The 26,084-nt window shown below is 56.2% G+C and carries 24 protein-coding genes; 1 reads left to right on the forward strand and 23 read right to left on the reverse strand.

What is annotated here, in order from left to right:
- The coding region (locus tag GXP52_03410; GenBank protein ID NOY86334.1) for a hypothetical protein at positions 1-375 on the forward strand (375 nt) is incomplete at its 5' end.
- A gap of 332 nt (positions 376-707) precedes the next feature.
- Here the strand turns inward: GXP52_03410 and GXP52_03415 are convergent.
- The 23 genes from GXP52_03415 to topA all read right to left on the reverse strand — a co-directional run bounded on the left by GXP52_03415 (position 708) and on the right by topA (position 25,632).
- A complete protein-coding gene (locus GXP52_03415; protein ID NOY86335.1) occupies positions 708-2,096 on the reverse strand; it encodes an RtcB family protein in 1,389 nt (462 codons plus the stop codon).
- 122 nt (positions 2,097-2,218) lie between these two features.
- On the reverse strand, positions 2,219-2,581 hold the full coding sequence (locus GXP52_03420) for an aspartate 1-decarboxylase (protein NOY86336.1): 363 nt from the start codon (positions 2,579-2,581) through the stop codon (positions 2,219-2,221).
- Between the two features lie 69 nt (positions 2,582-2,650).
- A complete protein-coding gene (locus GXP52_03425; GenBank protein NOY86337.1) occupies positions 2,651-3,544 on the reverse strand; it encodes a pantoate--beta-alanine ligase in 894 nt (297 codons plus the stop codon).
- 205 nt (positions 3,545-3,749) lie between these two features.
- Entirely contained in the window at positions 3,750-4,550 is an 801-nt protein-coding gene (panB, locus tag GXP52_03430; GenBank protein ID NOY86338.1) for a 3-methyl-2-oxobutanoate hydroxymethyltransferase, read from the reverse strand.
- Positions 4,551-4,678: 128 nt separating this feature from the next.
- The gene (locus tag GXP52_03435; protein NOY86339.1) at positions 4,679-5,320 is read right to left on the reverse strand and encodes a deoxynucleoside kinase; all 642 of its coding nucleotides are present in this window, start codon (positions 5,318-5,320) and stop codon (positions 4,679-4,681) included.
- Entirely contained in the window at positions 5,313-5,834 is a 522-nt protein-coding gene (gene folK / locus GXP52_03440) for a 2-amino-4-hydroxy-6-hydroxymethyldihydropteridine diphosphokinase (GenBank protein NOY86340.1), read from the reverse strand. The genes GXP52_03435 and folK overlap by 8 nt, the downstream gene beginning before the upstream one ends.
- A 36-nt stretch (positions 5,835-5,870) precedes the next feature.
- Entirely contained in the window at positions 5,871-7,037 is a 1,167-nt protein-coding gene (locus tag GXP52_03445) for an LL-diaminopimelate aminotransferase (GenBank protein ID NOY86341.1), read from the reverse strand.
- A gap of 17 nt (positions 7,038-7,054) precedes the next feature.
- Positions 7,055-7,858 (reverse strand): 4-hydroxy-tetrahydrodipicolinate reductase, encoded by an 804-nt coding sequence (dapB, locus tag GXP52_03450; protein ID NOY86342.1) that lies wholly within the window; start codon positions 7,856-7,858, stop codon positions 7,055-7,057.
- Between the two features lie 19 nt (positions 7,859-7,877).
- A complete protein-coding gene (locus GXP52_03455) occupies positions 7,878-8,756 on the reverse strand; it encodes a 4-hydroxy-tetrahydrodipicolinate synthase (GenBank protein ID NOY86343.1) in 879 nt (292 codons plus the stop codon).
- Positions 8,749-9,600, reverse strand: a complete 852-nt coding sequence (locus GXP52_03460) for a diaminopimelate epimerase (GenBank protein ID NOY86344.1) — start codon at positions 9,598-9,600, stop codon at positions 8,749-8,751. Before GXP52_03460 ends, GXP52_03455 begins: the two co-directional genes overlap by 8 nt.
- Before the next feature lies 1 nt (position 9,601).
- Positions 9,602-10,852, reverse strand: a complete 1,251-nt coding sequence (lysA, locus tag GXP52_03465) for a diaminopimelate decarboxylase (protein ID NOY86345.1) — start codon at positions 10,850-10,852, stop codon at positions 9,602-9,604.
- A gap of 188 nt (positions 10,853-11,040) precedes the next feature.
- A complete protein-coding gene (locus GXP52_03470) occupies positions 11,041-11,211 on the reverse strand; it encodes a hypothetical protein (protein ID NOY86346.1) in 171 nt (56 codons plus the stop codon).
- Positions 11,201-12,595: an argininosuccinate lyase gene (gene argH, locus GXP52_03475; GenBank protein ID NOY86347.1), complete on the reverse strand. Its 1,395-nt coding sequence runs from the start codon at positions 12,593-12,595 to the stop codon at positions 11,201-11,203. The genes GXP52_03470 and argH overlap by 11 nt, the downstream gene beginning before the upstream one ends.
- A gap of 29 nt (positions 12,596-12,624) precedes the next feature.
- Positions 12,625-13,839 (reverse strand): argininosuccinate synthase, encoded by a 1,215-nt coding sequence (locus GXP52_03480; GenBank protein ID NOY86348.1) that lies wholly within the window; start codon positions 13,837-13,839, stop codon positions 12,625-12,627.
- Entirely contained in the window at positions 13,839-14,768 is a 930-nt protein-coding gene (argF, locus tag GXP52_03485; protein ID NOY86349.1) for an ornithine carbamoyltransferase, read from the reverse strand. Before argF ends, GXP52_03480 begins: the two co-directional genes overlap by 1 nt.
- Positions 14,769-14,857: 89 nt before the next feature.
- Positions 14,858-16,060 carry an acetylornithine/succinylornithine family transaminase gene (locus tag GXP52_03490; GenBank protein NOY86350.1) on the reverse strand — a complete coding sequence of 401 codons (1,203 nt, stop codon included), beginning with the start codon at positions 16,058-16,060 and terminating at the stop codon, positions 14,858-14,860.
- A 26-nt stretch (positions 16,061-16,086) separates the two neighbouring features.
- A complete protein-coding gene (argB, locus tag GXP52_03495; GenBank protein NOY86351.1) occupies positions 16,087-16,968 on the reverse strand; it encodes an acetylglutamate kinase in 882 nt (293 codons plus the stop codon).
- A gap of 435 nt (positions 16,969-17,403) precedes the next feature.
- The gene (locus GXP52_03500; GenBank protein NOY86352.1) at positions 17,404-18,945 is read right to left on the reverse strand and encodes a GAF domain-containing protein; all 1,542 of its coding nucleotides are present in this window, start codon (positions 18,943-18,945) and stop codon (positions 17,404-17,406) included.
- Positions 18,946-19,128: 183 nt separating this feature from the next.
- A complete protein-coding gene (gene hslU / locus GXP52_03505; GenBank protein ID NOY86353.1) occupies positions 19,129-20,472 on the reverse strand; it encodes an ATP-dependent protease ATPase subunit HslU in 1,344 nt (447 codons plus the stop codon).
- A 13-nt stretch (positions 20,473-20,485) separates the two neighbouring features.
- Positions 20,486-21,013: an ATP-dependent protease subunit HslV gene (hslV, locus tag GXP52_03510; GenBank protein NOY86354.1), complete on the reverse strand. Its 528-nt coding sequence runs from the start codon at positions 21,011-21,013 to the stop codon at positions 20,486-20,488.
- On the reverse strand, positions 21,010-21,912 hold the full coding sequence (locus GXP52_03515; GenBank protein ID NOY86355.1) for a tyrosine recombinase XerC: 903 nt from the start codon (positions 21,910-21,912) through the stop codon (positions 21,010-21,012). Before GXP52_03515 ends, hslV begins: the two co-directional genes overlap by 4 nt.
- A gap of 161 nt (positions 21,913-22,073) precedes the next feature.
- The gene (locus tag GXP52_03520) at positions 22,074-23,390 is read right to left on the reverse strand and encodes a methylenetetrahydrofolate--tRNA-(uracil(54)-C(5))-methyltransferase (FADH(2)-oxidizing) TrmFO (protein NOY86356.1); all 1,317 of its coding nucleotides are present in this window, start codon (positions 23,388-23,390) and stop codon (positions 22,074-22,076) included.
- Positions 23,377-25,632, reverse strand: a complete 2,256-nt coding sequence (gene topA, locus GXP52_03525) for a type I DNA topoisomerase (GenBank protein ID NOY86357.1) — start codon at positions 25,630-25,632, stop codon at positions 23,377-23,379. The genes GXP52_03520 and topA overlap by 14 nt, the downstream gene beginning before the upstream one ends.
- Positions 25,633-26,084: the final 452 nt, after the last annotated feature.

Consider the following 26,084-nt stretch of genomic DNA (forward strand, 5'->3'; position numbering starts at 1 on the left):
GCGGGGGACACCGTTGCTTTTACAAGCCTGCTCGCCGGGATCCCCACATGGTCGGTGGCCGATACATCGATAGGGTCCATCGATCCTGTCACCGGGGTCTTCACGGCGCTGGCGGAAGGGCGGACGCGGGTCAGCCTGGGCATTGACGGGAGTCCCGCCGATACCAGCGGGGTAATCACCGTCATAAATTCGGCCTCATCCGGAGGAGGCGGAGGATGCTTCATCGCCACGGCGGCCTTCGGATCCTACGAGGCCCCCGCCGTGAGGGTGCTCAGGGATTTCAGGGATGCCGACCTTTTGACCAACGGTCCCGGAAAATGGTTCGTCGCCATGTTATTACCGCTACTCACCCCCCGCCGCGCAATGGCTGGATGATCATCCATGGCTAAAACCGGTCGCCCGCGTCCTCCTGCTTCCCCTCATCGGCTTCGCGTGGGTATCCCTGAGGGTCGGACCCGCCTGGGCCGCCCTGCTGCTGGCCCTTTTACTCATGTCCATGGTTGTCCTGACCTGGAAATTCCGTTATGACGTAAAAAGATAATCCAACACAGTGCAGCCGCTCGAAGGCTGCTCCACAGGGTTTCAGGTGAGGGTTTCGCGGGAGAGATCTAACCCATGGTTCTGGTATTAAACTTCACGATTCTATCCGTGTACCCTGTCTATTAACCCTGTGTACTCCGTGTTAAATTAGCTTTTCGGTAAGTTCCTTAACCCTTGACCACGCACAGCGGCCGCATCCTGGCCACCTTCGAGGCGATCCCGGCCCTGTGAACTACCTCCACCACCCGCGAGACGTCCTTGTAGGCCTCGGGCATCTCCTCCATCAGCGATGTTCTCCCCGACGCCCGGGCGAAGACCCCCCTGTCCTCCAGTTCCCGGGTAATTGACCTGCCCTTGGCTTGCCTGATGGCGGCCTTCCGGGACAGAACCCTCCCGGCGCCGTGGCAGGTGCTCCCGAAGGTCTCGGCCATGCCCGTTTCCGTTCCTCTGAGAAGGTAGGAGGCCGTGCCCATGTCACCGGGAATAATGACGGGCTGTCCAAACGGCCTGTAATCGGCGGGCAGGTCCGGGTGCCCCGGCGGGAAGGCGCGTGTGGCGCCCTTCCGGTGGACGGCCAGAATACGCTCTTTTCCACCCACCCGGTGGGACTCCAGTTTGACGATGTTGTGGGCCACGTCGTAAACCAGCCGGAACCCCAGGTCCCCGGGCCCCATGGAGAAGAAATCCATCATTATCTCCCGGACACGGTTCATGAGGCACTGGCGGTTTGCCCACGCGTAGTTGGCGGCGCACTTCATGGCCCCCCAGTAGCTCCGGCCCTCCGGGGAACGGAACGGTGCGCAGACGAGCTGCCGGTCGGGAAGCTCGATGCCATATTTCCCCGCCGCCCTGTTCATCCTCTCCAGGTGGTCCGTACAGACCTGGTGGCCGAATCCCCGGGACCCGGAGTGGACCATGACGGTTATCTGGTCCTTGTGTATCCCGAAGGCGGAGGCCGCCTCGGGGTCAAATATCCTGTCTACGTACTGGACCTCGACGAAGTGGTTTCCGGATCCCAGGGTTCCCTGCTGGGAGGACCCCCTCTGCAGGGAACGGTCGCTGACCTGCGCCGGGTCAGCGCCTTCAAGGCAGCCGCCCTCCTCGGTGTGGGTCAGATCGTCAGGATCTCCCAGGCCCTTTTCCACCGCCCAGCGTGAACCTTTGACGAGGACTTTCTCCTGCTCGGGCCTGCTCAACCGGATTGGGCCCCTGGAGCCGACGCCCGAGGGTACTCCGGCGAAGAGAGAATCGGCCAGACGCTCAAGGGTGTTCCTTTTTTCCAATCCCTTACGGTCGAGTCCGGTGACTGCCAACCTCACCCCGCAGTTGATGTCGTATCCCGTGCCGCCGGGGGATATGATTCCGTCGTTCTGAATGTCGGTGGCCACGACCCCTCCGATGGGAAGACCATAACCGAAGTGAATATCAGGCATTGCCATGGATGCCACGACGATACCGGGCAGTGTGGCTCCGTTGGCCACCTGGAGGGCGCTTTTGTCCTGCCGGATGTCCTCCATGAGGGTTTCGTCCGCGTAGATGATCCCGTGAACCCTCATTCCGGGAACAGTCCCGATGGGGATCTCCCACTTGAACGGTGCAATTTTTCCGGGAGTTATTATATCAGCCAATGTACGGTCCCCCGGCAGCGTGTCGTAAAATATCGACACGCCAAGTGGGGCTATCCCTGTTTTGTCTCGGTGATGGCGTTGTTTTGGTCCACGTAGACCAGTGACGGTTTATGGGAGAGAACATCCTTGGCCGAAACATGGCAATAGCACGCGATGATGATAATATCCCCGGCATTTGCCTTGTGCGCGGCGGCGCCGTTAAGCGCAATGGTGCCCGACCCCCGTCCGCCCATGATGGCGTAGGTCTCGAACCTCTCCCCGTTGGTGATGTTGTAGATCTGGACCTGGGAGTACAGGGGAATCCTGGCCGCTTCAAGGAGGTCCTTGTCAATGGTGATGGATCCTTCGTACTCCAGATCGGTATTCGTTACTGTCGCACGATGGATCTTGCCCGCAAGCAACGTGTATCTCATTTTTCTTATGCCTCCAGTTTCGATTTGCGCGCCCCTGAGTGGGCGCGTTGATGACTTTTTACGAAGTCATCAATTTTGATTGTGTCGTAAAGAGTCCATCAATGGTTTTTCCGATTTGCCTGTTTGTAAAATAGCGTTGTCGATAAGCTTGGCGCCGCCGACAGAGACGGCCAGCGCAAGCAGCGCGTCCTCCTCCATGTGATCCATGGGGGTAAGGTCCTGCGCGTTCACCACCTGGACGTAATCCACCCTGGTGTGCGGCTCCTCTTCGATTATTGATCGAACCCGGGCCTCAATGGTTTTCGTGTCCCGAATTCCGGAGGCGACCATACGTTTCGCCGCGTCCAGGGATCGGTTGAGGGAAAGGGCGCTCACGCGTTCCTCAGTGGAGAGGTAAGTGTTCCTGCTGCTCATTGCAAGGCCATCGTCCTCCCGTACGATGGGAAGCCCGATTACTTCCAGGTCCAGATCAAGGTCCCGGGCCATTCTCCTTATGACCAGATACTGCTGGTAGTCCTTCAGGCCGAAGTATGTCCTGTGGGGGCGGACGATGGAGAAAAGTTTGACCACGACCGTTGTGACGCCGTCGAAGTGGCCCGGCCTGGACCGGCCGCACAGCACATCCGTCAGACCGGCGACATGGACGGTGGTACAAAAACCATCCGGATACATCTGCTCGGCCGAGGGGGCGAAAAGGACATCCACACCGGAATCGCGGCACAAAGCGGCATCCCGCTCCATGTCTCTCGGGTAGCTTTCCAGATCCTCGGTGGGGCCGAACTGGGTCGGATTTACGAAGATACTCGTTACGAGGGTGTGGTTTTCCTCCCGGGCCTTTCTAATCAGGCTCAAATGCCCCTCGTGAAGAAATCCCATGGTGGGGACGAACCCGATCCGGTCACCGTCGTGCCTCCGCCGGACCGCGTATTCATGCATCTGTTGTATGGTCGAAATAATCTTCATCTTCTACCTTTGATTGTGTCGTAAAAAGTCCATTCGTGGCCTTTTACTCCACGGAAAGCGAAAAGTGTCATTTTCACTTTCCTTACAGATCAACAACTTGTCCCGCAAATCGATGACCTGCGGGACAAGTCATTGATCTGGGCGCCCCTTAAGTGGGCGCATTGATGACTTTTTGCGAAGTCATCAATTTTCGTAGCGGGTGTTCCTATTCATAACTGTGTTCCTCATCGGGGAACTTTTCATCTTTGATGTCCCTGACGAACTCCCCCAGGGCTTTTTCCATTTCAGCCCCCAGCTGTGCGTAGCGTTTGACGAACTTCGGGACAAACCGGTCGTAGATGCCCAGCACATCGTTAAAAACCAGAACCTGCCCATCGCAGAAGGGTCCGGCGCCAATACCGATGGTAGGAATCACGAGATCCCGGGTGATCCTTCTGGCGGCCTCCAATGGTATTCCCTCAAGGACCATGGAGTAGGCGCCGGATTCCTGAACGGCCCTGGCGTCCTCCAGGAGAGCCGCGAGACCCTCCTCTCCGCGTCCCTGTATCCTGTACCCTCCCATCTGGTGGACGGATTGCGGTGTAAGACCGACATGACCCATAACGGGAATTCCCCTGGCGGCCAGGAATTCGATGGTCGCGGCCATGTGGACACCGCCCTCCAGCTTGACGCTCTTTGCACCGGCCTCCTTGAGAAACCGGGCAGCGTTCCTGAAAGCCTGGTCGGGACCGGCCTGGTAGGAACCAAACGGCATATCCGCAACGAGATAGGCGTTTTCACATCCCCTGGCGGCTGCCCGCGTGTGATGGAGCATATCTTCCATGGTGACAGGCAGGGTAGTGTCGTATCCGAGTACCGTCTGTCCGAGGGAATCTCCAACGAGGATAATCTCAGCCCCGGCTCTCTCCCCGAACAGGGCGGAGGGGTAGTCAAAAGCCGTTAACATGGCTATCTTTTCCTTCCCTTTCATTCCCATTATGGTCTGGTTGGTGACCTGTTTTTTCATTTCCACCTCGCTTAATGCCGGTTGGAACTCGGTAGACCCGGTGGAGGGGCTGCAAAAAAAAACCCCGTACGCGGACGGGGACTGCCGATGGAACGCAGCTTCAATATTAACCCCCGTCCCGGTCCACCTCAGGCGGATCCAAGCGGCACATAGAATTGAACCCCTTTTCTCATCCTTCGGATCTCCCGGACCAGGTCCTGGAAGTCCTCCGGTCTCCTGACGAAATCAACATCAGCGGTGTTGATGATCAGGAGAGGGGTTCGATCGTAACTAAAAAAGAACCTGTTATAGGCCTCGTTGACAGCCGCGATATAATCGCGGTTTATCTCTCTTTCAAAACTCCTGCCCCTCCTCCTGATACGTTGCTGAAGCACCTCGGTGGGGGACTGGAGGTAAATCACGAGATCCGGCCTTGGTATCCTCTGGTCCAACAGGCTGTATATCTGCCGGTATAACGCAAGCTCATCCTCACCAAGGTTTACCGACGCGAAGATGCGATCCTTGGCGAACAGATAATCACAGACTATACTCTGGCTGAAAAGATCCTGTTGTGCAAGCTCTTTTTGCTGCTGAAAGCGGCTCAGGAGGAAGAATATCTGGGTCTGAAAGGCATGTCTGGACGGATCGCGATAGAATCCGGGAAGGAAAGGATTGTCCTCAACCCTTTCAAGGATGACCCTTGCCCCGAACTCCTCGCCGATCATCTCCACGAGGCTCGTTTTTCCAACGCCGATGGGTCCTTCGACCACGATATATCTTTTATCAATCATCACCCAATCTCCCCATGGGTCGAATTACCTGTTCCGGGTGTTTTTCTTCAACCTCTCGGCCAATCTCCCTGATGGTCTTATCTGTCCCCGGTATTTTGAGGAGAGGAGCCAGCTCCTTCAGGGGTTCGAGGACAAATCGTCTCGACCGGAGCCGCGGGTGAGGAATGGTCAGTTCGGGAGTGTCCATCAATAAATCCTCGAAAAGCAGAATGTCCAGATCAATGGCCCTCGGGGCAACAACCCCGGGGGTCCTGACCCTTCCCATGGTTTTCTCAATGTGAAGGAGAGATTTCAGCAGGTCAATGGGTTCAAGGGTCGTGGAAATCGAGGCCGCGATGTTGAGAAAAGGTCCCCCTTGCACGTCGCCGACCGGATCCGTTTCGTATACCGCGGACAGTACATTGACCGTAATGGCAGGGTGTCTGTCAAGCATCATGACAGCTTTTTCCAGGTTGATGGCCCTGTCACCCATGTTGCTCCCGAGCCCGATGTAGACGGCGTTCCTAAAGGTCATCTTTTGACGAGAATGCAATCACGCAAAAAAACGGTTCTACCATTGCATCCGATCCATGCGCGTGAAGGCCTCCTCGAGGCGCTGTTCGTTCACCGTCAGGGAGATGCGGAAGTACCCCTCGCCGTGTTTTCCGAACCCGTTTCCGGGGGTGAGAACAACACCCGTCTCCTGAAGGACCCGGGAGACGAAATCCGCCGAGGTCAGGCCCGCCGGGGTGGCCACCCAAAGGTAGAAGGTAGCCCTGGGCACTGTGAGGGAAAACCCCATCCTGCTCAGAAAGCGGCAGGCCAGGTCCCTTCTTCCCTGGTAGATCCTCCGCATTTCGGCCACAGGTCCCTGATCGGATTCCAGCGCCGTGATCCCTGCCTCCTGGATGGCCTGAAAAATTCCCGAATCGATATTGCTCTTGATCTTCCCGAGACCGGCCACCGCTTCGGCATTGCCCGATGCGAACCCGATTCGCCACCCTGTCATGTTGTAGGTTTTCGACAGGGAGTGAAACTCGATACAGACCTCTTTAGCGCCCGGGGTCTGCAGGAAGCTTACGGGAGGCTCGTCATCGAAGAAAACCTCGGTATAGGCGGCATCATGGCATACCATGATGCCGTTCTCCATGGCAAAGTCAACAACCTGCCGAAAAAAATTCCCATCGGCGCATGCCGATGTCGGGTTGTTGGGGTAGTTCAAAAAAAGCAGCCTGGCGCGTTTGAGCACATCCTTCGGCACGGCTTCAAGCTCGGGAAGAAATCGATTTTTCTCCTCTAACGGCATGAAGTAGGGAACGCCTCCGGCAAAAAGAGTGCCGATATTGTATACCGGGTAGGCCGGATCGGGACAAAGCACCACGTCGCCCGGATTAACGAAGGCGAGGGGAATGTGGGCGATCCCTTCCTTGGATCCGACGAGAGAGACGACCTCTTTTTCGGGGTCAAGGTCCACACCGAAACGGGCGGCATACCAGTCGGCAATAGACCGGCGGAAACTCAACAATCCATCATAGCTTGGATACTGGTGATTGACCGGATCTTCCGCAGAGCTCTTCAGGCGGTCAATAATATGGGGCGGTGTGGGAAGATCGGGGTCGCCGATGCCGAGGCTGATGATGTCTACTCCCCTGGCCGCCAATGCGGCCTTCTTGCGATCTATCTCGGCAAAGAGGTATGGGGGGAGCATTTTCAGCCTGTCAGCCTGCTCTATTTTCATAACCGGCCTTTCGATTACTAACCCAACCCAAGTACGTCCGCCATGGTGTACAGGCCGGCAGGCTGGTTCACGACCCACCGGGCAGCCCGAATGGCGCCAAGGGCGAAGTTGTCTCGGTTGTGGGCGCGGTGAGTCAGTTCAAGGCGTTCTCCCGGCCCTGCCAGGATAAGGGTGTGCTCCCCGACAATGTCGCCCGCCCGGATAGTCTGTATGCCGATCTCATCTTTTCCCCGTTCCCCGATAATCCCCCGGCGGGAATAGCACGCGGTCCGGTCAAGATCCCTCCCTAGCGCGCCGGCCACCACCTCGGCAAGGCGCATGGCGGTGCCGCTCGGCGCGTCCTTTTTCAGCCGGTGATGGGCCTCGATAATCTCCACATCATAACCGTCGCCAAGGGACCTGGCCGCCGTCTCGGCCAGCTTGAACAGAAGGTTTACCCCTACGCTCATGTTTGGAGCGAGGACGACAGGGATGGTCCGTGAAAAGAGAGTCATCGAGGTGACCTGATCGGAGGAAAGACCGGTGGTCCCCACCACTGCCGGGGTGTCGGCCTTTGCACATGCCTCCACGGACTGAAGGGCCGCGTCGGGGGCGGTAAAATCTATAAGGACATCGGCCTCTTTGAGGAGAGGGGCAATTTCACTGACCAGGGGGATTCCCAAATCACCTTTACCCGCCAGCCGCCCCGCGTCCTGCCCCAGGGCCGGATGTCCTTTCCTCTCGAGAGCGCCGATCAGGCTGATACCGTCAGCGGTATGCATTGCTCCGATAATGGCACGGCCCATTCGGCCCGCGGCGCCTGAAACGGTTGCCTTGATCATGGATAGACCTCAAATTCCGTCAGGAGATATTTATGCCAAACTCTCCGAGGGCTTTCCGGAGCTTCAATCGGGAAGCGTCGGACAGGGGGACCATGGGCAGTCTGAGTTCATTTTTTATGCGGCCCATCATAAAGAGAGCTCCCTTGACCGGGATTGGGTTGGTTTCCAGAAACATGGCGTCGCACAGCGGCAGCAGCAGGTGATGAAGCTCGCGGGCCTTCTTTACATCACCCCCAAGAAAGGACCCTGTCAGGTCCGCCATCTGACGGGGCGCGATGTTGGATACAACGGAGATAACCCCCCGGCCGCCGATACTCATGAGGGGATACGCCAGAGCGTCCTCACCGGAGAGGATAACGAAGTCGTCCGTTACCGCTTGGATGGTGTAGCTGGCCTGCTTCAGGTCACCGGTGGCGTCCTTGAGCCCCACAATATTGGGTATCCCGGCCAGCCGGCCAACAGTCTCGGGCAGCATGTTAACCCCCGTTCTTCCGGGTACATTGTAGAGGATGATGGGTATGTCCACCTGTCCGGCGATGTAGCTGAAATGCTGATAGAGTCCCTCCTGGGTAGGTTTATTGTAGTAAGGGGTGATCATCAGACAGGCGTCGGCGCCGACTTCCCTGACGCGTTCGGTCAGCCTGACTGCTTCCTCGGTGGAATTGGAGCCGGACCCGGCAATGACGGGCACCCGGCCGTTCACATGCTCCACTGTGATCCGAACCACCTCGATGTGCTCCTCATGGTTCAGGGTTGAAGCCTCACCCGTGGTACCGCAGGGTACCAGGCCGTCGATCCCATTGTCGATCTGGAAGTCGATGTGCCGGCGAAGAGCGTCGGCATCGATTTTCCCTCCCGAAAATGGGGTAATAAGAGCTGTCATGCACCCTTTAAACATTTTTACCTCCCGGGACAGTCTCCCCAGTCAGCTGCCCGCGGTAGATAATGTGGGCAGCGCCTTCAAGACAGGTCCGGCCGCGGACAGGATCGACCGGATCAATGTAAATGGTAAGGGATTCTCCGCCGCATGTCCTGACCTCTACCGGAGGTGTTACTAATTTCCGTGCCGTGCAGATGACCGCCGCAGCGACGGCGCCGGTTCCGCATGCCAGGGTTTCTCCCTCAACGCCCCTCTCGTAAGTCCTGATACGAATAGTCCGGGTGTCTGAAATCGCTACGAAATTTACATTGGTGCCGGCCGGAGCGAACCTGGGATGGTAGCGGATCTCCCTGCCCAGATCCGGCACCGGGGTGTCGTCAAGGTCCGCTTCGTCCACGAGGATCACAGTGTGAGGCACACCGGTGTTGATGAAACCAGCCTCAATCTCATCCTCACCTCCCAGACGGAGGGAAAATATCCTCTCCATGCCCTGCGGGGGGGTGAGTTGAATACGGACCCTGCTGTCCCTCATCTCGGCTTCGATTGGCCCTGCCGTCGTCCTGAAAATCATCAAGGGCCCGGAAATATTTTCCGTAAAGGCAAAGCGGGCGGCGCACCTTGCCCCGTTCCCGCACATTTCAGCTTCACTCCCGTCGGAGTTGAAAAAACGCCAGGAAAAATCCAGCTCGGGGTCGTTATGGATAAGTATAAGACCGTCGGCGCCCACCGATTGGCGTCTTCTGCACACCTGCACAGCCAGAGGCACCATTTCATCTTCCCCGACAACGCCGGATCGATTGTCAATGAGGATGAAATCGTTTCCCGTGCCGCTCATTTTGGTGAAGTTTATGGGAAATTTCATATTATTCCCTAAGGAACCGCTCCCCTTTAACGAGGTCCTCGAAGGTCTCCCGGTCCCGGATAACCTGGAATCGTCCCTCCCTTACCATAACCTCCGCACATCGTGGGCGGGAGTTGTACTGGGATGCCATGGAAAACCCGTAGGCGCCGGCGCTCATTACGGCCAGGAGTTCACCTGAGACAACCTGGGAAAGCACATGGTCCCTGGCCAGAAAATCGGTGGATTCGCATATGGGCCCCACGACGTCCGTGACAATCTCCGTACGGTCGGTCCTTACCACCGTTTTGATCTCGTGGTACGCCTCATACAGGCTTGGCCGGATAAGATCGTTCATGCCGGCGTCCACGATAACGAAATTTTTTGTTGGGCCCCGCTTGTTGAAAAGCACCCTGGTTACGAGCGCTCCGGCGTTGCCCAACAGAACACGGCCGGGCTCGAAAATGAGAGTTCGGTCGGAGTTTCCCACCGCGCGGAGGACCGTTTCGGCATAGTCTGCAGGCAGCGGAGGGGATTCCTTTTCATAGACAATACCAAGCCCTCCGCCGACGTCAATGTAATCTATCCTTATCCCCTCGTTGTCCAGATGGTAGACCAGCTCCATCATTTTCGATATCGCATCACCGAAAGGGGTGGAGGTGGTCAGCTGTGAGCCGATGTGGCAGCCGATCCCCACCACATTCAGATGGTCCATCTCCGCGGCCTTCCGATAAAGAGAGCGTGCCTCGATTATCGGAATGCCGAACTTGTTTTTTTTCATCCCGGTGGAGATGTAAGGGTGTGTCTTGGGGTCGACGTCAGGGTTGACGCGCAGGGAAACCGGAGCCACCTTGGACATGTCTCCGGCGACACGTCCAATCGCCTTCAACTCTTCTTCAGATTCAACGTTGAACATCAGTATCCCAGCGGACAGGGCGTAACGAATCTCGTCATCCCTCTTTCCCACGCCGGAATAGACAATTTTTCCAGGATCGATACCGCTTTTCATCGCCCTGAAGAGTTCCCCCGACGAGACGATGTCGGCACCCGAGCCCATGGATCCCATCAGGTTGAGGACGGCCATGTTGGAGTTGGATTTGACCGAGAAACAGACGAGATGCCTGGCGTCGGCGAAGGCTTCCTCAAATACCCTGTAATGGCGTTCGATGGTAGTGGCGCTATACAGGTAGAAAGGTGTGCCTACCTCCTCGGCGATGGTCTCCACCGGCACCTCTTCGCAGTAAAGCTCGTTTTCCCTGTAAGTAAAGTAGTTCACCTGACGCACTCCGACGAGCCTCGGCAAAGGAAATTGGATTTTTCTGATTGATGGACTCGCAATAAGTACACCGATCAGGATGTGCGCGAATCATGTATCCTGGGGTAGGGGTGGAACCAGGTTGTCATACTTGATGGGCCCGGATGCATGTTTCCCGATAAAAAGAACACTCAATCTAACAGAGAAAATCAGGGACTGTCAATTACCGGGGCCGGGATGTCGGTCGTAGCGGAGGGGGAATCGGCGTTTATTGCCGCGGGCGTTCCCTCAGGGCCCCAAAACCCTGTGGGATTGGCCGGCGGCCCCTTGACCCCGCAGGAACCGGACATCACAGCAAGGGCCAGAGCGCTAATTATCAACAGTATTCTGATCGAGGAAAACACGGGCTTCTTCCATGGCTTTTTTAACACGTCCGGGCGCGGTTCCGCCGGGGACATCCCTTCGTTTTACCGAAGACTGAACGGACAGTGCGTCGTAGACATCCCGGTCAATATGTTCCGAGTGATGCCGCATTTCGTCGAGCGTAAGATCGGTGAGGGCACAACCCCTATCCAGGCAAGCTCCCACCATTTGTCCTGCAATCTCGTGGGCCTTCCGGAAAGGGATGCCCCGGGTGACCAGGTAGTCGGCCAGATCGGTGGCGGTAGTGAAGCCGTCCACCGTGGCGTTCTGAAGCCGCTTTTGGTCGAATCGGGTATTGGAGATCAACCCCGTCATGACCTCAAGCGAGGCTGAGAGAGTGTCGGCCGAATCAAATACCGGTTCCTTATCCTCCTGGAGGTCGCGGTTATATGTCATGGGCAGGCCCTTGAGGATAACCAGCAGGGACGTCAGGTTGCCAATGGCCCTTCCGGTCTTACCCCGCACGAGCTCGGCCGGGTCGGGATTTTTCTTCTGGGGCATCATGCTGCTTCCGGTGCAGTAGGAGTCCGGCAGGATAACGAAAGAGAACTCCTGCGTCGACCATAGGACGATCTCTTCGGCCAGGCGGCTGAGATGAACCTGGCACAGGGCCGCGGTGAAAAGGAATTCCGCAGCAAAATCCCTGTCGGAGACGGCGTCCATGCTGTTTCGCGATATCCTGGAAAAACCGAGGTCCCGTGCTGTTTTTTCCCGATCAATGGGGAATGTGGTCCCCGCGAGAGCGCCGGCGCCCAGGGGGGAAACGTTGAGGCTGTCCGCCATCCGGGTAAATCGTTCGTGATCACGTCTGAACATCTCGAAATAGGCCATAAGATGATGAGAAAGCAGGACCGGCTGGGCGCGCTGCATGTGGGTATAACCAGGCATCACAGTGCCGAAATTCCCCTCGGCCGCGGAAAGGAGGGCCTCAAGAAGGCCGGCAAGAAGGTCACCCATCTTTCCGGACTCCTCCCGGATGAACATCCTGAAATCCAGGGCAACCTGGTCGTTGCGGCTCCTGGCCGTGTGGAGTTTCAGGCCGGCGTCCCCGACAAGGTCGCCCAGGGAGGATTCGATGTTCATGTGAACGTCCTCGAGGGACGAATCCCATTGGAATGTTCCACTGTCGATCTGGCCTCGGATCTTCACAAGGCCTTCAACTATTTTTCGGGCGTCCTCCTCCGGGATGATGCCCCTCTCTCCCAGCATCCGGGCATGGGCCATGCTCCCCTCGATATCGTGGCGGTACAGCCTTTGATCGAATGAAACCGATTCGGAGAATCGTTCCATAAGATCTGCGGTTTCATCTTGAAAACGGCCCTTCCATGGTTTCTTGCTCATGGTACCTACCACCCCTTCACAGCAAAAAACTACTTGTCCCGGGTCTTTGCCTGGGCGTTGATTCGCAGGCGCAGCGCGTTGACCTTGATAAAACCGGTGGAGTCGGCCTGGTCAAAGACCGATTCTTCCTCGAAGGTGGCGAAATCGTGCATATAGAGGGAATGGGGCGCCTTCCTCCCCACAACGCGGCAAGAGCCCTTGTAGAGCTTAATCCTGGCGGTTCCGGTTACGTCCCGTTGGGTCTCATCGATACACTTCAACATCCACTCCATCTCGGGGGAGAACCAATATCCGTTATAGATCAGCTCTGAAAATCGAGGGGTCAGGGAGTCCCTCAGATGCATCACCTCCCGGTCCATGGTCAGGGATTCCACCGCGCGGTGGGCATAATGGAGAATCGTCCCCCCCGGGGTTTCGTAAACGCCCCTGGACTTTATCCCGACATAGCGGTTTTCCACCATGTCAAGCCTGCCCACCCCGTGCCTGCCGCCTGCCTCGTTGAGACTCTGGAGGAGATTGGCTGGGGACAACGCCTTCCCGTTCACGCTCACAGGAGTTCCGCCCTGGAAATCCACCGTTATGTACTCGGGAGTTTCCGGGGCGTTTTCAGGGGCTACAGTCAGGGTGAACATGGACTCGTCCGGCTCCTCCCACGGATCCTCCAGGATGCCCCCCTCATAGCTGATGTGGAGGAGGTTTCGGTCGCTGCTGTAGGGTTTGTCCTTGGTGACCGGGACGGGAATGTCGTGTTTCCTGGCATACTCCATGAGGGATGACCTGCTGCCAAGGTCCCATTCCCTCCAGGGGGCGATCACGGTAACGCCGGGCATCAGTGCGTGATAGCCCAACTCGAACCTGACCTGATCGTTCCCCTTTCCGGTAGCGCCATGGGCCACCGCGTCGGCACCGACCCGCCTGGCGATATCGATCTGTGCCTTCGCGATAAGAGGCCGGGCGATGGAGGTGCCAAGCAGGTAGAACCCCTCGTAAATGGCGTTGCCTTTCAGGGCCGGAAAGACGAAATCCCTGACGAATTCTTCCTTGAGATCCTCGATGAAGACCTCGCTTGCCCCGGTCTTCAGAGCCTTTTCCCGGATGCCGTCCATCTCATCGCCCTGGCCAAGGTCTGCCGCGAAGGCTACCACCTCACAACCGTATTCCTCCTTTAACCATGTAAGGATGACCGACGTGTCCAAGCCACCTGAGTAGGCGAGGACGGCCTTGTTTATCTCCGGTTTTGCCATCATTTCTCCCTCATCGTTAACAGCCACTCCAAAATGGCTTTCTGCGCGTGAAGCCGGTTTTCCGCCTGATCGAAAACGATGGAATCCGGATGTTCCATCATTTCATCTGTGATCTCCTCGCCCCTGTGAGCGGGCAGACAGTGCATTATCCTGGCGCCCGGGGCCGCGTCAAGGAGCTTTCCGTTGAGCTGGTAATCGGCCAGGTCGCGCCTTCGTTTCCCGGATTCTTCCTCCTGGCCCATGCTCGTCCATACATCGGTGTACAGGAACTGCGATCCCGCCGCGGCCTCGACCGGATCCCTCAGAACACGGACCGTCCCTCCATTTTCCGTAGCCCGCCTCTGCCCCTCAGCAAGGAAGGCCGGGTCGGGATCGTATCCGGCGGGACATGCAAGGGCGAGGTTAAGGCCCATGGCCGCGCAACCGATGATGAGGCTGTTGGCCACGTTGTTGCCGTCTCCGACATATGTAATCCTCGTGCCGGCCATCTGCACGGTGTATTCCTTAACCGTCAGTAGATCACCGACGATCTGGCATGGATGGGCCAGGTCCGTCAAGGCGTTGATGATGGGGATGCCGGCTTCTTTTGCCAGAATCTCCAATGTTTCCTGTGAGTAGGTTCTGATGACCAGGGCAGACAGGTACCGGGAAAGAACCCTTGCGGTATCGTTAAGGGGTTCACCCCGGGATAGCTGAACGTCCCTTGGACTCAGAAAAATGGACTGTCCGCCGAGCTGGTAGATTCCAACTTCAAAGGATACCCGGGTTCTGGTTGACGGTTTTTCAAACAGAAGGGCAACGCTTTTGCCTATGAGAGGGCAGGAACTGTTCTGTCCCTTCGGTTGATGTTTCATCTCCCAGGCTCGCAGGACAAGTCCAGCCAGTTCCCCGGAGGTCAGATCGCGTAAAGTGAGAAAGTCCCTTTTCATTCCAACGAGCCTTTCATTAATAGGGCCGCAAAAAATCCATTCATGGCTTTTTCACTCCACGAAAAGTGAAAATGGGCGCGATGATGACTTCATGAAAAGTCATCATCCATTGAAAGAACAACATCTTTAAGGTTGGCGAGAAGACCGCGGATATCCTTCTCCTCCACCGTTAGTGGAGGGGTGAACCTGAGGGTTTTCTCCTGGACGGCGGTCACGAGATAACCCCTTTTCATCAGCGACTCAACTATGGGGCCCGCCTTGATTTTCAGCTCAAGGCCCAACAGGAGACCCGCTCCACGGACTTCCAGGGCCATGGGTGTTTGGCCGAGCAGTTCCTCGAGGCCTTGGCGAAGGATCTCCCCCACAACACGGGCCCTGCCGGGCAGATCCTCCGAAACGATGGTGTTGAGAGTGGCCAGGGCCGCCGAACAGGCCAGGGGATTTCCTCCGAAGGTGCTGCCGTGTGACCCGGGTCCAAGGTGTAACGCCACTTCCTCTTTGGCGAGCACGGCTCCGATGGGGAAGCCGTTCCCAAGCCCTTTGGCAAGGGTGACAATGTCAGGCGTTATTCCCATCAGTTCTGAAGCAAGGAGCGAACCGCATCTTCCCATTCCGGTCTGCACCTCATCCATTATCATGAGGACCCCGCCCTCGCGGCATGCCCTTTCCGCTTCCCTTACAAAGTCCGGATCGATGGGGTAGACTCCGCCTTCACCCTGGATGGGTTCCATCAGGAAAGCGCAGGAGTGGGGAATGTGTTCCCTGAGAGCCGCCAGGTCACCTGCACGGATGTGGACAAACCCCTCCGGATATGGGGAAAAGGCCGCGTGGTGATGTTTGGGGTCGGTGGCCGTGAGGGCCTTCATTGTCCGGCCATGAAAGGCGCCGAGCAGACTGATCACCGTGCATCGTCCCGGACCGTGCTCCTCGTGTGCCCATTTACGTGCCGCCTTGATGGCGGCTTCAGCCGCCTCGGCGCCGCTGTTGCAGAAGAAAACACGATCCATGGATGTGAGGTCCGTCAGCCTTCGGGACAGCTCGACCTGGGGGGAGTTGAAGTACCAGTTGGAAACGTGAATAACCTTTTGCGCCTGTTCTCTGATCGCCTCCGTTACCGCGGGATGACAGTGTCCCAGGTTGCAGGTGGCGATTCCCGCGACGAAGTCGACATACTCGTTGCCATCCGTGTCCCACACCCTGCAGTTCTTTCCCCGCTCGATGACAATGGGGTACTGCCGGTAATTGGGAAACAGCTTTTCTCTGCCCGTCTGAATGGTGCTGTCGGTGTCCATGGGATTGGCCCGCTCCTGAAAATGCGCTACTGGACGATCTCCGTCCCGATTCCCGTTTGGGTGAAAATCTCAAGAAGAATCGCGTGCTCGATACGTCCGTCAAGGATATGGACCTTGGGGACCCCTGCTTCCAGGGCGAATGCCGCAGCTTCAACCTTGGGGATCATCCCTCCATGGATTGTCCCCTTCTCCATGAAGCTTCTGAGGTTTTTGATGGAAAGCGATGAGATGAGCTTGCCTGCCTCGTCCTGAATCCCGGGTACGTCGGTCATCAGGACAAGCTTCTCCGCATGGAGGGCCGCGGCCAGAGACCCGGCGACTGAATCCGCGTTTACGTTGTAGGTGTACCCTTCTTCGTCCATCCCCACAGGAGCGATGATCGGGATAAAATTGCTGTCATCCATCTTTCTGATGATCTCAGGATCGACCTTCCGGACCCTGCCAACCCTGCCCGGGTCGATGATCTCGGGGGGGCCGTCCTTCTGCGGTGTTCCCTCGAACATAATCTTCTCCACGGTAAAGAGCCCGCCGTCCTTGCCGGTCAAGCCGACGGCACGCCCGCCGTGTTTCTGAATGAGGGCTACGATGTCCTTGTTCACCTTCCCCCCAAGGACCATTTCGACGATATCCATCGTTTCCTCGTCGGTGATGCGGTGTCCGTGGACGAAACGGCTTTCTTTCCCCATCCTGGAGAGAGTCTGCCCGATCTGGGGGCCCCCTCCGTGGACTATCACGGGTTTGATGCCGATATATCGAAGCAGAATAATGTCCTCGGCAAACCTGGATCGAAGGGTTGGGTTGACCATGGCATGACCGCCATACTTGACGATGACGGTTTTACCCCGGAACGCCTTGATATAGGGGAGTGCCTCAAGGAGTACGTTTGCCTTTTCTATGAGTTTTTTCATTGCCTGACTTTCTATTTGGTAGTGTCGTAAAAAGTCCATCAATGGCTTTTTACTCCACGGAAAGCGAAAAGTGTCATTTTCACTTTCCTCACAAATCAACGACTTGCGTTGCAAGTCATTGATTTGCGCACCCTTTAAGTAGGTGCGTTGATGACTTTTCACGAAGTCATCATTGACAGGGTCGTAAAAAGTTCCTTAATGGCTTTTTACTCCACGGAAAGCGAAAAGTGTCATTTTCACTTTTCTCACAAATCTTCGATTTGCGCGCCCCTTAAGTAGGTGCGTTGATGACTTTTCACGAAGTCATCTAATTTTGATATGGTTGTAAAAAGTCCATGAATGGCTTTTTACTCTACGGAAAGCGAAAAGTGTCATTTTCACTTTCCTCACAAATCTTCGATTTGCGCGCCCGTAAGTGGGCGCGTTGATGACTTCTTACGAAGTCATCTTTTGTTGAAGCCTGGACAATGCCCGGGTCTTCTCCGTTGCCGACCGTGTGGCCTCATCAAGCTTCCTTTCCGTGGCAACGACCTCGTCGATGCTTCGGGTAAGGTTTTGATAAAGCCATGCGTTTTTCAGGCCCATGGATGCGTGGGGTGCCAATGAGGCAAGAATCTCCATATCCCAGTCATCGAATGGCCGGCCGTCTTCCCTGTCGTAAAACGCCAGAATCCCGATGATGCTTCCCTTCAGCTTCAAAGGCATGGCAGCGATCATGTCGGCCTGAATGCAGCCAAGCAGGTCGGCTTTCCTGTCTACTCCATCACCTTCCATGGCATTGTTTATCTTTACGGATTTCCCCGTTTCCAGGACCTTTGCAAATATTCCCGTTCCGGGAGCGAAGGGTTCCGGCCTGAGGGAAACGTCCGATCTTGAACTTACCGCGCAGATGGCCAGTCGATCACCCTGGTCCTCCAGGGTCAGCAGAACGCAAAGGTTCGCCCTGAGGTTCGTCCTTATCTTGTCCACCAGGCTCTGGTAGATCTCCTCCGAGCTGTCGCTTGCGGCCATGGCGAAAACGACGTTGTTGATAAACGTCAGCTTCAGGTTTTCCCTCTCGATCTTTCGGCTCACGGACAGATTGGCGATTTCCATGGACAAAAGATGCGTGAAAGTGTTGAGAATGGCCAGATCGCTTTCGGTAAAGACACTTCCATCAATTTTGTCATTGGCACTGATGGCACCTACCACCTTCTTGTTGAAAAGCAACGGCGTGCAGACAAAGGAAGGCGAGTCATACTGTTTTGAAAACCGGGCCAGCTTTATCCTCTTGTCCGTGTTGACATCCTTGATAAGGACCGGCTTACCGTTTCGGACGACCCATCCGGAGACCCCTTTTAAAACAGGCTGATGGATGGACTGCATGATTTCCGGGCTCATCCAGGTTGACTGGGCCATCATGAGTTCCTTACCGTTTTTGTCCAGGAGCATCATGGATACCTTCCTGGTCTCCATCACATCTGCCATCAGATGGAGGGTCTTCTTCAGGAACTTGTCCTCGCGGATGATATCCTCCTGGAGGAATTCATCCATTCTAAAGGAGGTCAGTTGACCAGCATGCATTTCCAGGAGGCGAAGGCGTTCGAACTGTTTTTCCCCACTCCTTTTCAGACGGCTCTTTTCCATGACGTTTCTGACGGCGAGCAGGACCTCCTCGGAATTGAACGGCTTCTGAATGATATCCGCGGCTCCCCTGGCCAAGGCCAGAGCGGAGGCCTTCCGGTCCTCCCTTCCCATCAGCATGATAACAGGCTGTCCGGGCCTGTATTTCCGCATGGCGATGAGGGTGTCCGTTCCGGACAGGCCCGGCATCCTGTCAGCGAGAAAAACGAGATCGAAGGGGTCCGAACTCCTCACGGCGCTGATACCTTGTTGGCCGTCGGCAGCCTCCTGGATGGAAAAACCCTCACTGGACAGAAGGTCCCTAAGGGCCTGTCTGTGGATATTCTTGCTCTCTACCAACAGCGCACGTTTCATTTTTCTTCCACTCTATTATTTGGTCGCAAAAAGTCCATTCGTGGCTTTTTGCTCAACGGAAAGCAAAAGTGTCATTTTCACTTTCCTCACAAATCAATAACCTGCGTTGCAAGCCATTGATTTGGGCGCTCATTACAGGGCGCTTTGATGACTTTTTGCGAAGTCATGAATCCAGGCTACAGGTCAAAGGATGTATCGGCTGAGGTCCTCATCTCCGACCACATCGGCCAGCCTTTCCCGAACGTATTGCGAATCGATACTGATCTTCTCGTCCGTGAGATCAGGGGCGGTAAAAGATACCTCCTCCAGAAGCTTTTCCATGATTGTGTGAAGCCTCCTGGCTCCAATATTCTCGGTACGGGTATTAACCTCCTCGGCCATCCGCGCGATTGTCTCGATTGCATCGGAAGAGAATGAGAGCTCCAGCCCCTCGGTGTGGAGAAGCTCGGTGTACTGGAGGATCAATGCGTTTTCAGGCTCGGTGAGAATGCGGACAAAATCCTCCCGTGTCAACGGGTCAAGCTCCACCCTTATTGGGAAACGCCCCTGAAGTTCCGGCAGCAGGTCCGATGGCTTTGTCCCGTGGAACGCCCCGGCGGCGATAAACAGGATGTGATCGGTCTTGATCATTCCGTGTTTGGTGGTGACGGTTGTCCCCTCAATTATGGGAAGCAGGTCCCTTTGTACACCCTCTCGGGAAACGTCCGGCCCCTGACCGCCCGTTCCGCCGGAAATTTTGTCGATCTCATCCAGGAAGATAATGCCGTTCTGCTCAACCCGTACAATGGCTTCGGAGACTACCTTGTCCATGTCGATGAGTTTCTGAGCCTCCTCCTCGGCAAGAATTCCGGCCGCTTCAGGAATCCTGACCTTGCGCGTTTTTTTTCTTCCAGGAAAGAGGCTGCCCATCATGTCCCTGATATTGAAATCCATACCCTCCATGCCGGGGCCGCTGAATATCTCAACAAGAGGTTTGGACCTCTCCTCCACCTGGATCTCCACTTCACGATCGTCCAGGTTACCGTTGCGAAGCATTGCCCGGAGCTTCTCCCTCGTGTCTGCGCTCGGGGTTTTCTCCTCCTCGGGGCCGGTGTGCCTGACGGCGCTGCGGGGAAGGAGCAGTTCGAGGGTTCTCTCTTCGGCCAGTATTTCGGCCCTCTCCCTGACGGATGTGGTGTGTTCCTCACGGACCATCTTGATGGTCAGCTCCATTAGGTCGCGGACCATGGATTCGACATCTCTGCCCACGTAGCCCACTTCCGTGAATTTTGTGGCTTCCACTTTGAGAAATGGTGAATCAGCCAGATTTGCGAGGCGTCTGGCAATCTCGGTCTTGCCGACTCCGGTGGGGCCCATCATGATAATATTTTTTGGAGCTATCTCATCCCTTAGTTCCTCCGGAACCTGACGTCTTCTCCATCGGTTTCTCAGGGCGATGGCCACGGATTTTTTTGCCCGTTCCTGCCCGATTATGAACCGGTCCAGGCTGTCAACAATCTCTCTCGGGGTAAAATTTTTGTGTGTCATAAGATAGGAACCCTTAACCCAACTCTTCAACGTGGATCTGGTCGTTGGTGTAAATACAGATCCCGGAGGCGATCAGAAGCGCCTCATTGACAATTTCCACCGCCGTCATATCCGTATGTTTAATAAGCGCTTCGGCGGCCGCCCGGGCGTAAACCCCCCCGGATCCAATAGCAAGAATCCCCCCCTCGGGCTCCAGGACATCCCCGGTGCCGGAGATGAGGAAGAGATCATCCCGGTCACAGACAGCCATGAGGGCTTCCAGCCGTCTGAGGACCTTGTCGGTGCGCCAGTCTTTTGCCAGTTCAACGGCAGCCCTGGACAGGTTGCCGGAATATTGATCCAGTTTCTTCTCGAACCGTTCGAAGAGGGTGAAAGCGTCGGCGGTGGCTCCAGCGAACCCCGCCAGAATTTTGCCCTGGTACAGTGTCCGAACCTTTCGGGCCGTATGCTTGATGGTCGTATCGCCCAAGGTGACCTGGCCATCGCCGCCCATGGCTACTTTTCCATCCCGCATGATGGCCAGTACAGTGGTGCCCTTCATACTTTTTCCCCTTTTGTCGATGCCCTTGGATGGCTCTGGTCATAGACATCCAGCAGGCGTTCCAGCGTCACATGTGTGTATCTTTGGGTCGTTTCCAGACTTTCATGGCCCAACATTTCCTGAATGGACCTGATATCGGCTCCGCTGTCAAGAAGGTGGGTGGCGAATGTGTGTCTCAGCACATGCGGGCTGACCCGGTTGTTCAAACCGCAGGCCCTGAGCCTTTTTTCCAGGCGTTTCTGGATACTGCGAACCGTCAGACGCGTGCCCCTTGTGCTCAGGAAAATGGGGGCATCCCCTCTTGCCGGTGGCCACCGATCGGTGGCCGTCAGGTATGCCTTCATCCTCTCCACGGCCTGCCTGCCCAGGGGGACGATACGTTCCTTGCTTCCTTTTCCCATCACTCTCACGGTCTGTCCCTCATGGTCCCAATCCGACAGGTTCAGGCCCGCCAGTTCGCTGACCCTTATGCCGGAGCTGTACAGAAGCTCCCAAAGGGCGAGGTCCCGGAGATCAATGGACCGATGGCCGGACGGGCTGTCGAGCAGCGCATTGATCTCATCCATGTTCAGAAACCGTGGTGTTCTTCGGCCGCCGCGCGGAGCCGGAATACCGTCGCACGGATTAAAGCTGATGAGCCCCTCCCTGACCATGTACCGGCTGCAGGAACGTACGGCCGAGATCTTTCTGGCCATACTGGAGCGGGCAAGGCCCCTTCGGAAAAGATAGCCCACGTAGGAACGGACCGATTCAGGAGCATCCGGCCCCATCCGCTTTTCGGAAAGGTATCGTCGATATTCCCTGAGGTCCCTCCGGTAGGCGGATACAGTGTGGGATGAGGCACCCTGTATGTCGGACAGATACTGAAGGTATTTTTCCACGAATGTCCAATCCTGCATGGAACTTTCCCCCCCGTTCGCTTAAAAACGGCTCTATAAGGGAAAACCGGTCCAAAAGCCATTAGTAAACCAACAGTATATTTCACTTGATTTTCAATGTCCAGAATTGAGGACTTCTTGCGAAGTCCTCAATTCGCCCATTTAAGGGCCTTTTTACAACCCTAGCAGGATGGGACATCGGACAGATATGCCCTCATATGTTCCAGTGCTCTTTCGGCAAAGGCCTCTTTTCTAGCTGCCTTGCCAAGTGGAGGGCCATCTATGGGCGGCAGGAGGCCGAACTGGGCATTGACCGGCTGAAAACCACCCCGGGGAGAAAAGGAAAGCCGTCCCAGCAGGGCACCGATCATGGTGGTAACCGGCGGCGGGGAGGGGGTTCCACCAAAAATTTTCCATGCGGTATAAATTCCGGACATCGCCCCACTGGCGATGGATTCGACATACCCCTCGACACCGGTAATTTGCCCGGCGAAAGACAGCCATGGAGCCGAAGAGGCCCTCTGAAATTGATCCAGCAGGGCCGGCGCATTGATGAAGGTGTTGCGGTGGATACTTCCTAAACGTTCAAAGACAGCCCTTTCCAGCCCCGGGATCATTCTGAAAATCCTCTCCTGCTCGGATTGCCTGAGCTTGGTCTGGAATCCGACCATACCGAAGAGCGTTTTACCCCGGTTTTCGGGCCGGAGCTGAACGACGGCATAGGGCCTGCGGCCCGTCATCGGATCGGACAACCCCACAGGCCTCATGGGTCCGAACGCCAAAGTCCTGTCGCCTCTCGAGGCGAGAACCTCCACGGGCAGACACGCCTCAAAGAGGTTCTCCTCCTCAAAGTGGTGAGGAAGAACAGTCGCACCCGTGCGAAGGGCTTCCACCAGATTCAGGTAATCCCCCTTCCGGAGGGGACAGTTGACATAGGATCCCACTCCCTGTTCCCCGTAACGGTCCTGGATGAATACCTTTTCCCAGTCGATGGAATCCGATTCTATGGTTGGGGCAATGGCATCATAAAAGGCCAGAGCGCCCTCGCCCAGGAGCCCTTCGATGTCGGCGGCGAGGATGTCGGATGTCAAAGGGCCCGTCGCGATGATGGCGGGACCTTCAGGGGGAAGGGATGTCATCTCATCACGAAAGACGGTGATGCCGTCGTTTTTTTCGATGGATTCCGTTACCAGGCGAGCGTATTCCAGACGGTCGACACACAGGGATGATCCCCCGGGGATGGAGGCTTCTTCAGCTAACCGGATGAGCAGGGAATCGGCAAGCCTGAGCTCGGCTTTCAGAAGACCGCCGGCCCTGTCGACACGGTTGGATTTAAGGGAATTGCTGCAGACCAGCTCTCCGAGGTCCCCGGTCCTGTGGGCGGGGGATCTGCGGAGGGGCCTCATCTCGTACAGGTGAACCGGAATTCCTCTCCTTGCGATCTGCCAGGCGGCCTCACATCCGGCAAGTCCCCCTCCAATAACCTTAACCGGAAGCATCCACCTGCATCCGATACTTACATTCCTTTCTGGGACAAGCCAGATACTCCCCGCCGCGGGTCACCTTCCGGGTCATGACGGTATTCCCGCATTCCGGGCATGGGTGGGATACAGGCTCGTCCCAGAGGGCGTATTTGCATTTGGGGTAACTGGAGCAGCCGTAAAAGGTCCGGCCCTTCCGACTCCTTTTGACCACCAGCTCACCGTCACAGCCATCCTCCGGACAGTGTACCCCGGTGGAAAGCGGCAGGGTGCCGCGGCATTCGGGATAGCGGGTGCAGCCGATAAAGGGGCCGCCACGTCCCTGCCTGAGGACCATCGGGCTGCCGCATTGGGGACAGCGCTCCTCAACCTCCTGTTCCTGGACCAGTTCGATGCTTCCATCGGATGCCTTTTTGAAATTGGAGGTGAACTTACATTCGGGATATCCGGAGCATGCCAGGAATTCCCCGGTTTTTCCGCTCATTTTTATCTGAAGAGGTTTCTGGCAGTCCGGGCACTGCATGTCGGTCATACCCCAGGCATAGGCATCACCGGCCGTTTCCGCTTCCAGAAGTTCCTGGGTAAAGGGGTTGTAAAATCCGGAAAGCATTTCGGTATAGGTCTTGTTGCCCTCCGCGATGCTGTCGAGCTGATCCTCCATGTCGGCGGTAAACTTAACGTCAACCAGGCGGGGAAACCTCGATACGAGATAATCATTCACGGCCATTCCAAGGGTCGTGGGAAGAAAGCGTCTTTGTTCCTTGATAACGTAACTGCGTTTCTGAATGGTTTCGAGGGTGGCGGCATAGGTGCTGGGCCGCCCGATCCCTTTTTCCTCCAGGATCTTTACCAGTGTGGCTTCCGTAAATCTTGGTGGCGGCTGAGTTGTCTTTTTTTCCACCTCAACATCAACAAGGGTAAGTTTCTGCCCTTTTTTCATGGGCGGAAGGGTAGGACCTCCGTTGGCTTCATCATCCCTTCCCTCCTCGTACAGGGCCGTAAACCCGTTAAAGATGGTAACCTGACCGGCCACCTGAAGGCCGAAGGGGCCGGCCTGGATTGACACAAGGGTTTTTTCCAGAATGGCGTCCGCCATTTGGGATGCGATAAACCTCTTGTAGATAAGTTCATAAAGCCGTGCCTGGTCCTTATTCAGGTATTGTGCGGCGGTCTTCGGGTCCAGTTCGGGATTGGTGGGGCGAATGGCCTCATGGGCATCCTGGGCACCCTTCCTGTTGCGGTAGGTCCTAGGGGTTTTCGGAAGGTGGTCCGGGCCGAAGACGCGGGCTATCTCCTGACGGGCCCCATCGATCGCTTCCTTCGACACACGAAGGGAGTCGGTCCGCATATAGGTGATCAGTCCGGTTGTTCCGGCATTTCCGAGGGCCACGCCTTCGTAGAGCTGCTGGGCGATCATCATGGTCTTCTTGGCTGTGAATCGAACCTTCCTCGCCGCATCCTGCTGCAGGGTACTTGTAATGAAAGGAGGAGCGGGACTACGATGGACTTTTTTTACCTGGATATCGGTGATTGAATGGAGCTCTTTCCTGAGCCGGGCCTGAACCTCCAGGGCATGGGATTCATCCGACAAGCGGTTTTTCGTTCCCCCGATCCGTTCGTTATCGACGGATATCAAACGGGCCTTTATCTCCGGGGGCTGGTCGGCTTTCAGGTGCGAGAAGATGAGCCAGTAGTTCTCCGGGGAAAAGGCGATAATATCCTTCTCCCTTTCACATATAAGTCTAAGGGCAACCGACTGTACCCTGCCTGCGGAGATGCCCCTTTTGATTTTTTTCCACAGGACCGGGCTTACTTTATACCCCACAAGCCGGTCGATGGCGCGCCGCGCCTGTTGGGCCTCAAACTTCAGTTCATCGGGCCTTCCGGGGTTCTCAATGGCTTTTAGAATACCTTTTTTGGTTATCTCGTGAAAAAGGACCCGGTATACTTTGTCCTCGGGGATTTTGAGATGCCTGGCGATAAGGACCGCAATGGCTTCGCCTTCCCGGTCCGGGTCCGAGGCAAGCAGGACCCTGTCGGCATCGCTTGCCGCCTTGGAGATCTGGCTGAGGATCTTCCTCTTGCTGGGTATCACCCTGTTTTTTAGAGCGAAACCTTTTTCCGGATCGACGGCAAGTTCCTTGGCGGGAAGATCAATGACGTGGCCGTTGGAGGAAATCACCTCGTATCCCTCGGGAAGGATCCGACCGATGGTCTTCGCTTTAGTGGGTGATTCTACGATTATAAGAGATTTTGACATGGATTCCTCGGATCATGATTTATGTTTATTCCGGCACGGTTACGGAAGAGCCTTTTTACGACCCATCAACGCGCCCGGCGAGGGTGCCCAAATCAATGGCTTGCATGGCAAGTCGTTGATTTGTGAGGAAAGTGAAGATGACACTTTTCGCTTTCCGTTGAGTAAAAAGCCGCGAATGGACTTTTTACGACTCATCATAATGGTTAGGTTCTAAACAGGATGCCGGTCAAATTGTCAACATCTTTTTATTCCGGGTTTCCACACCTCCATACCTCGATACTTTGATATCTCGACACGCCCCCACGCCCGTACTCCCATATTGCCCTTCCGCCGATGCGCTCTTCGTCTTCGCGTCTCCGTGTCCGCCTTTCCCTCTGGACTCTGGACTCTGGACACTGGACTCTGGACTCTGGACACCCTGTCGCGCCGTAGCTTCAGCGAAGGTGGATGGA

This window comes from Deltaproteobacteria bacterium (genome assembly GCA_013151915.1).
GTDB lineage: Bacteria > BMS3Abin14 > BMS3Abin14 > BMS3Abin14 > BMS3Abin14 > BMS3ABIN14.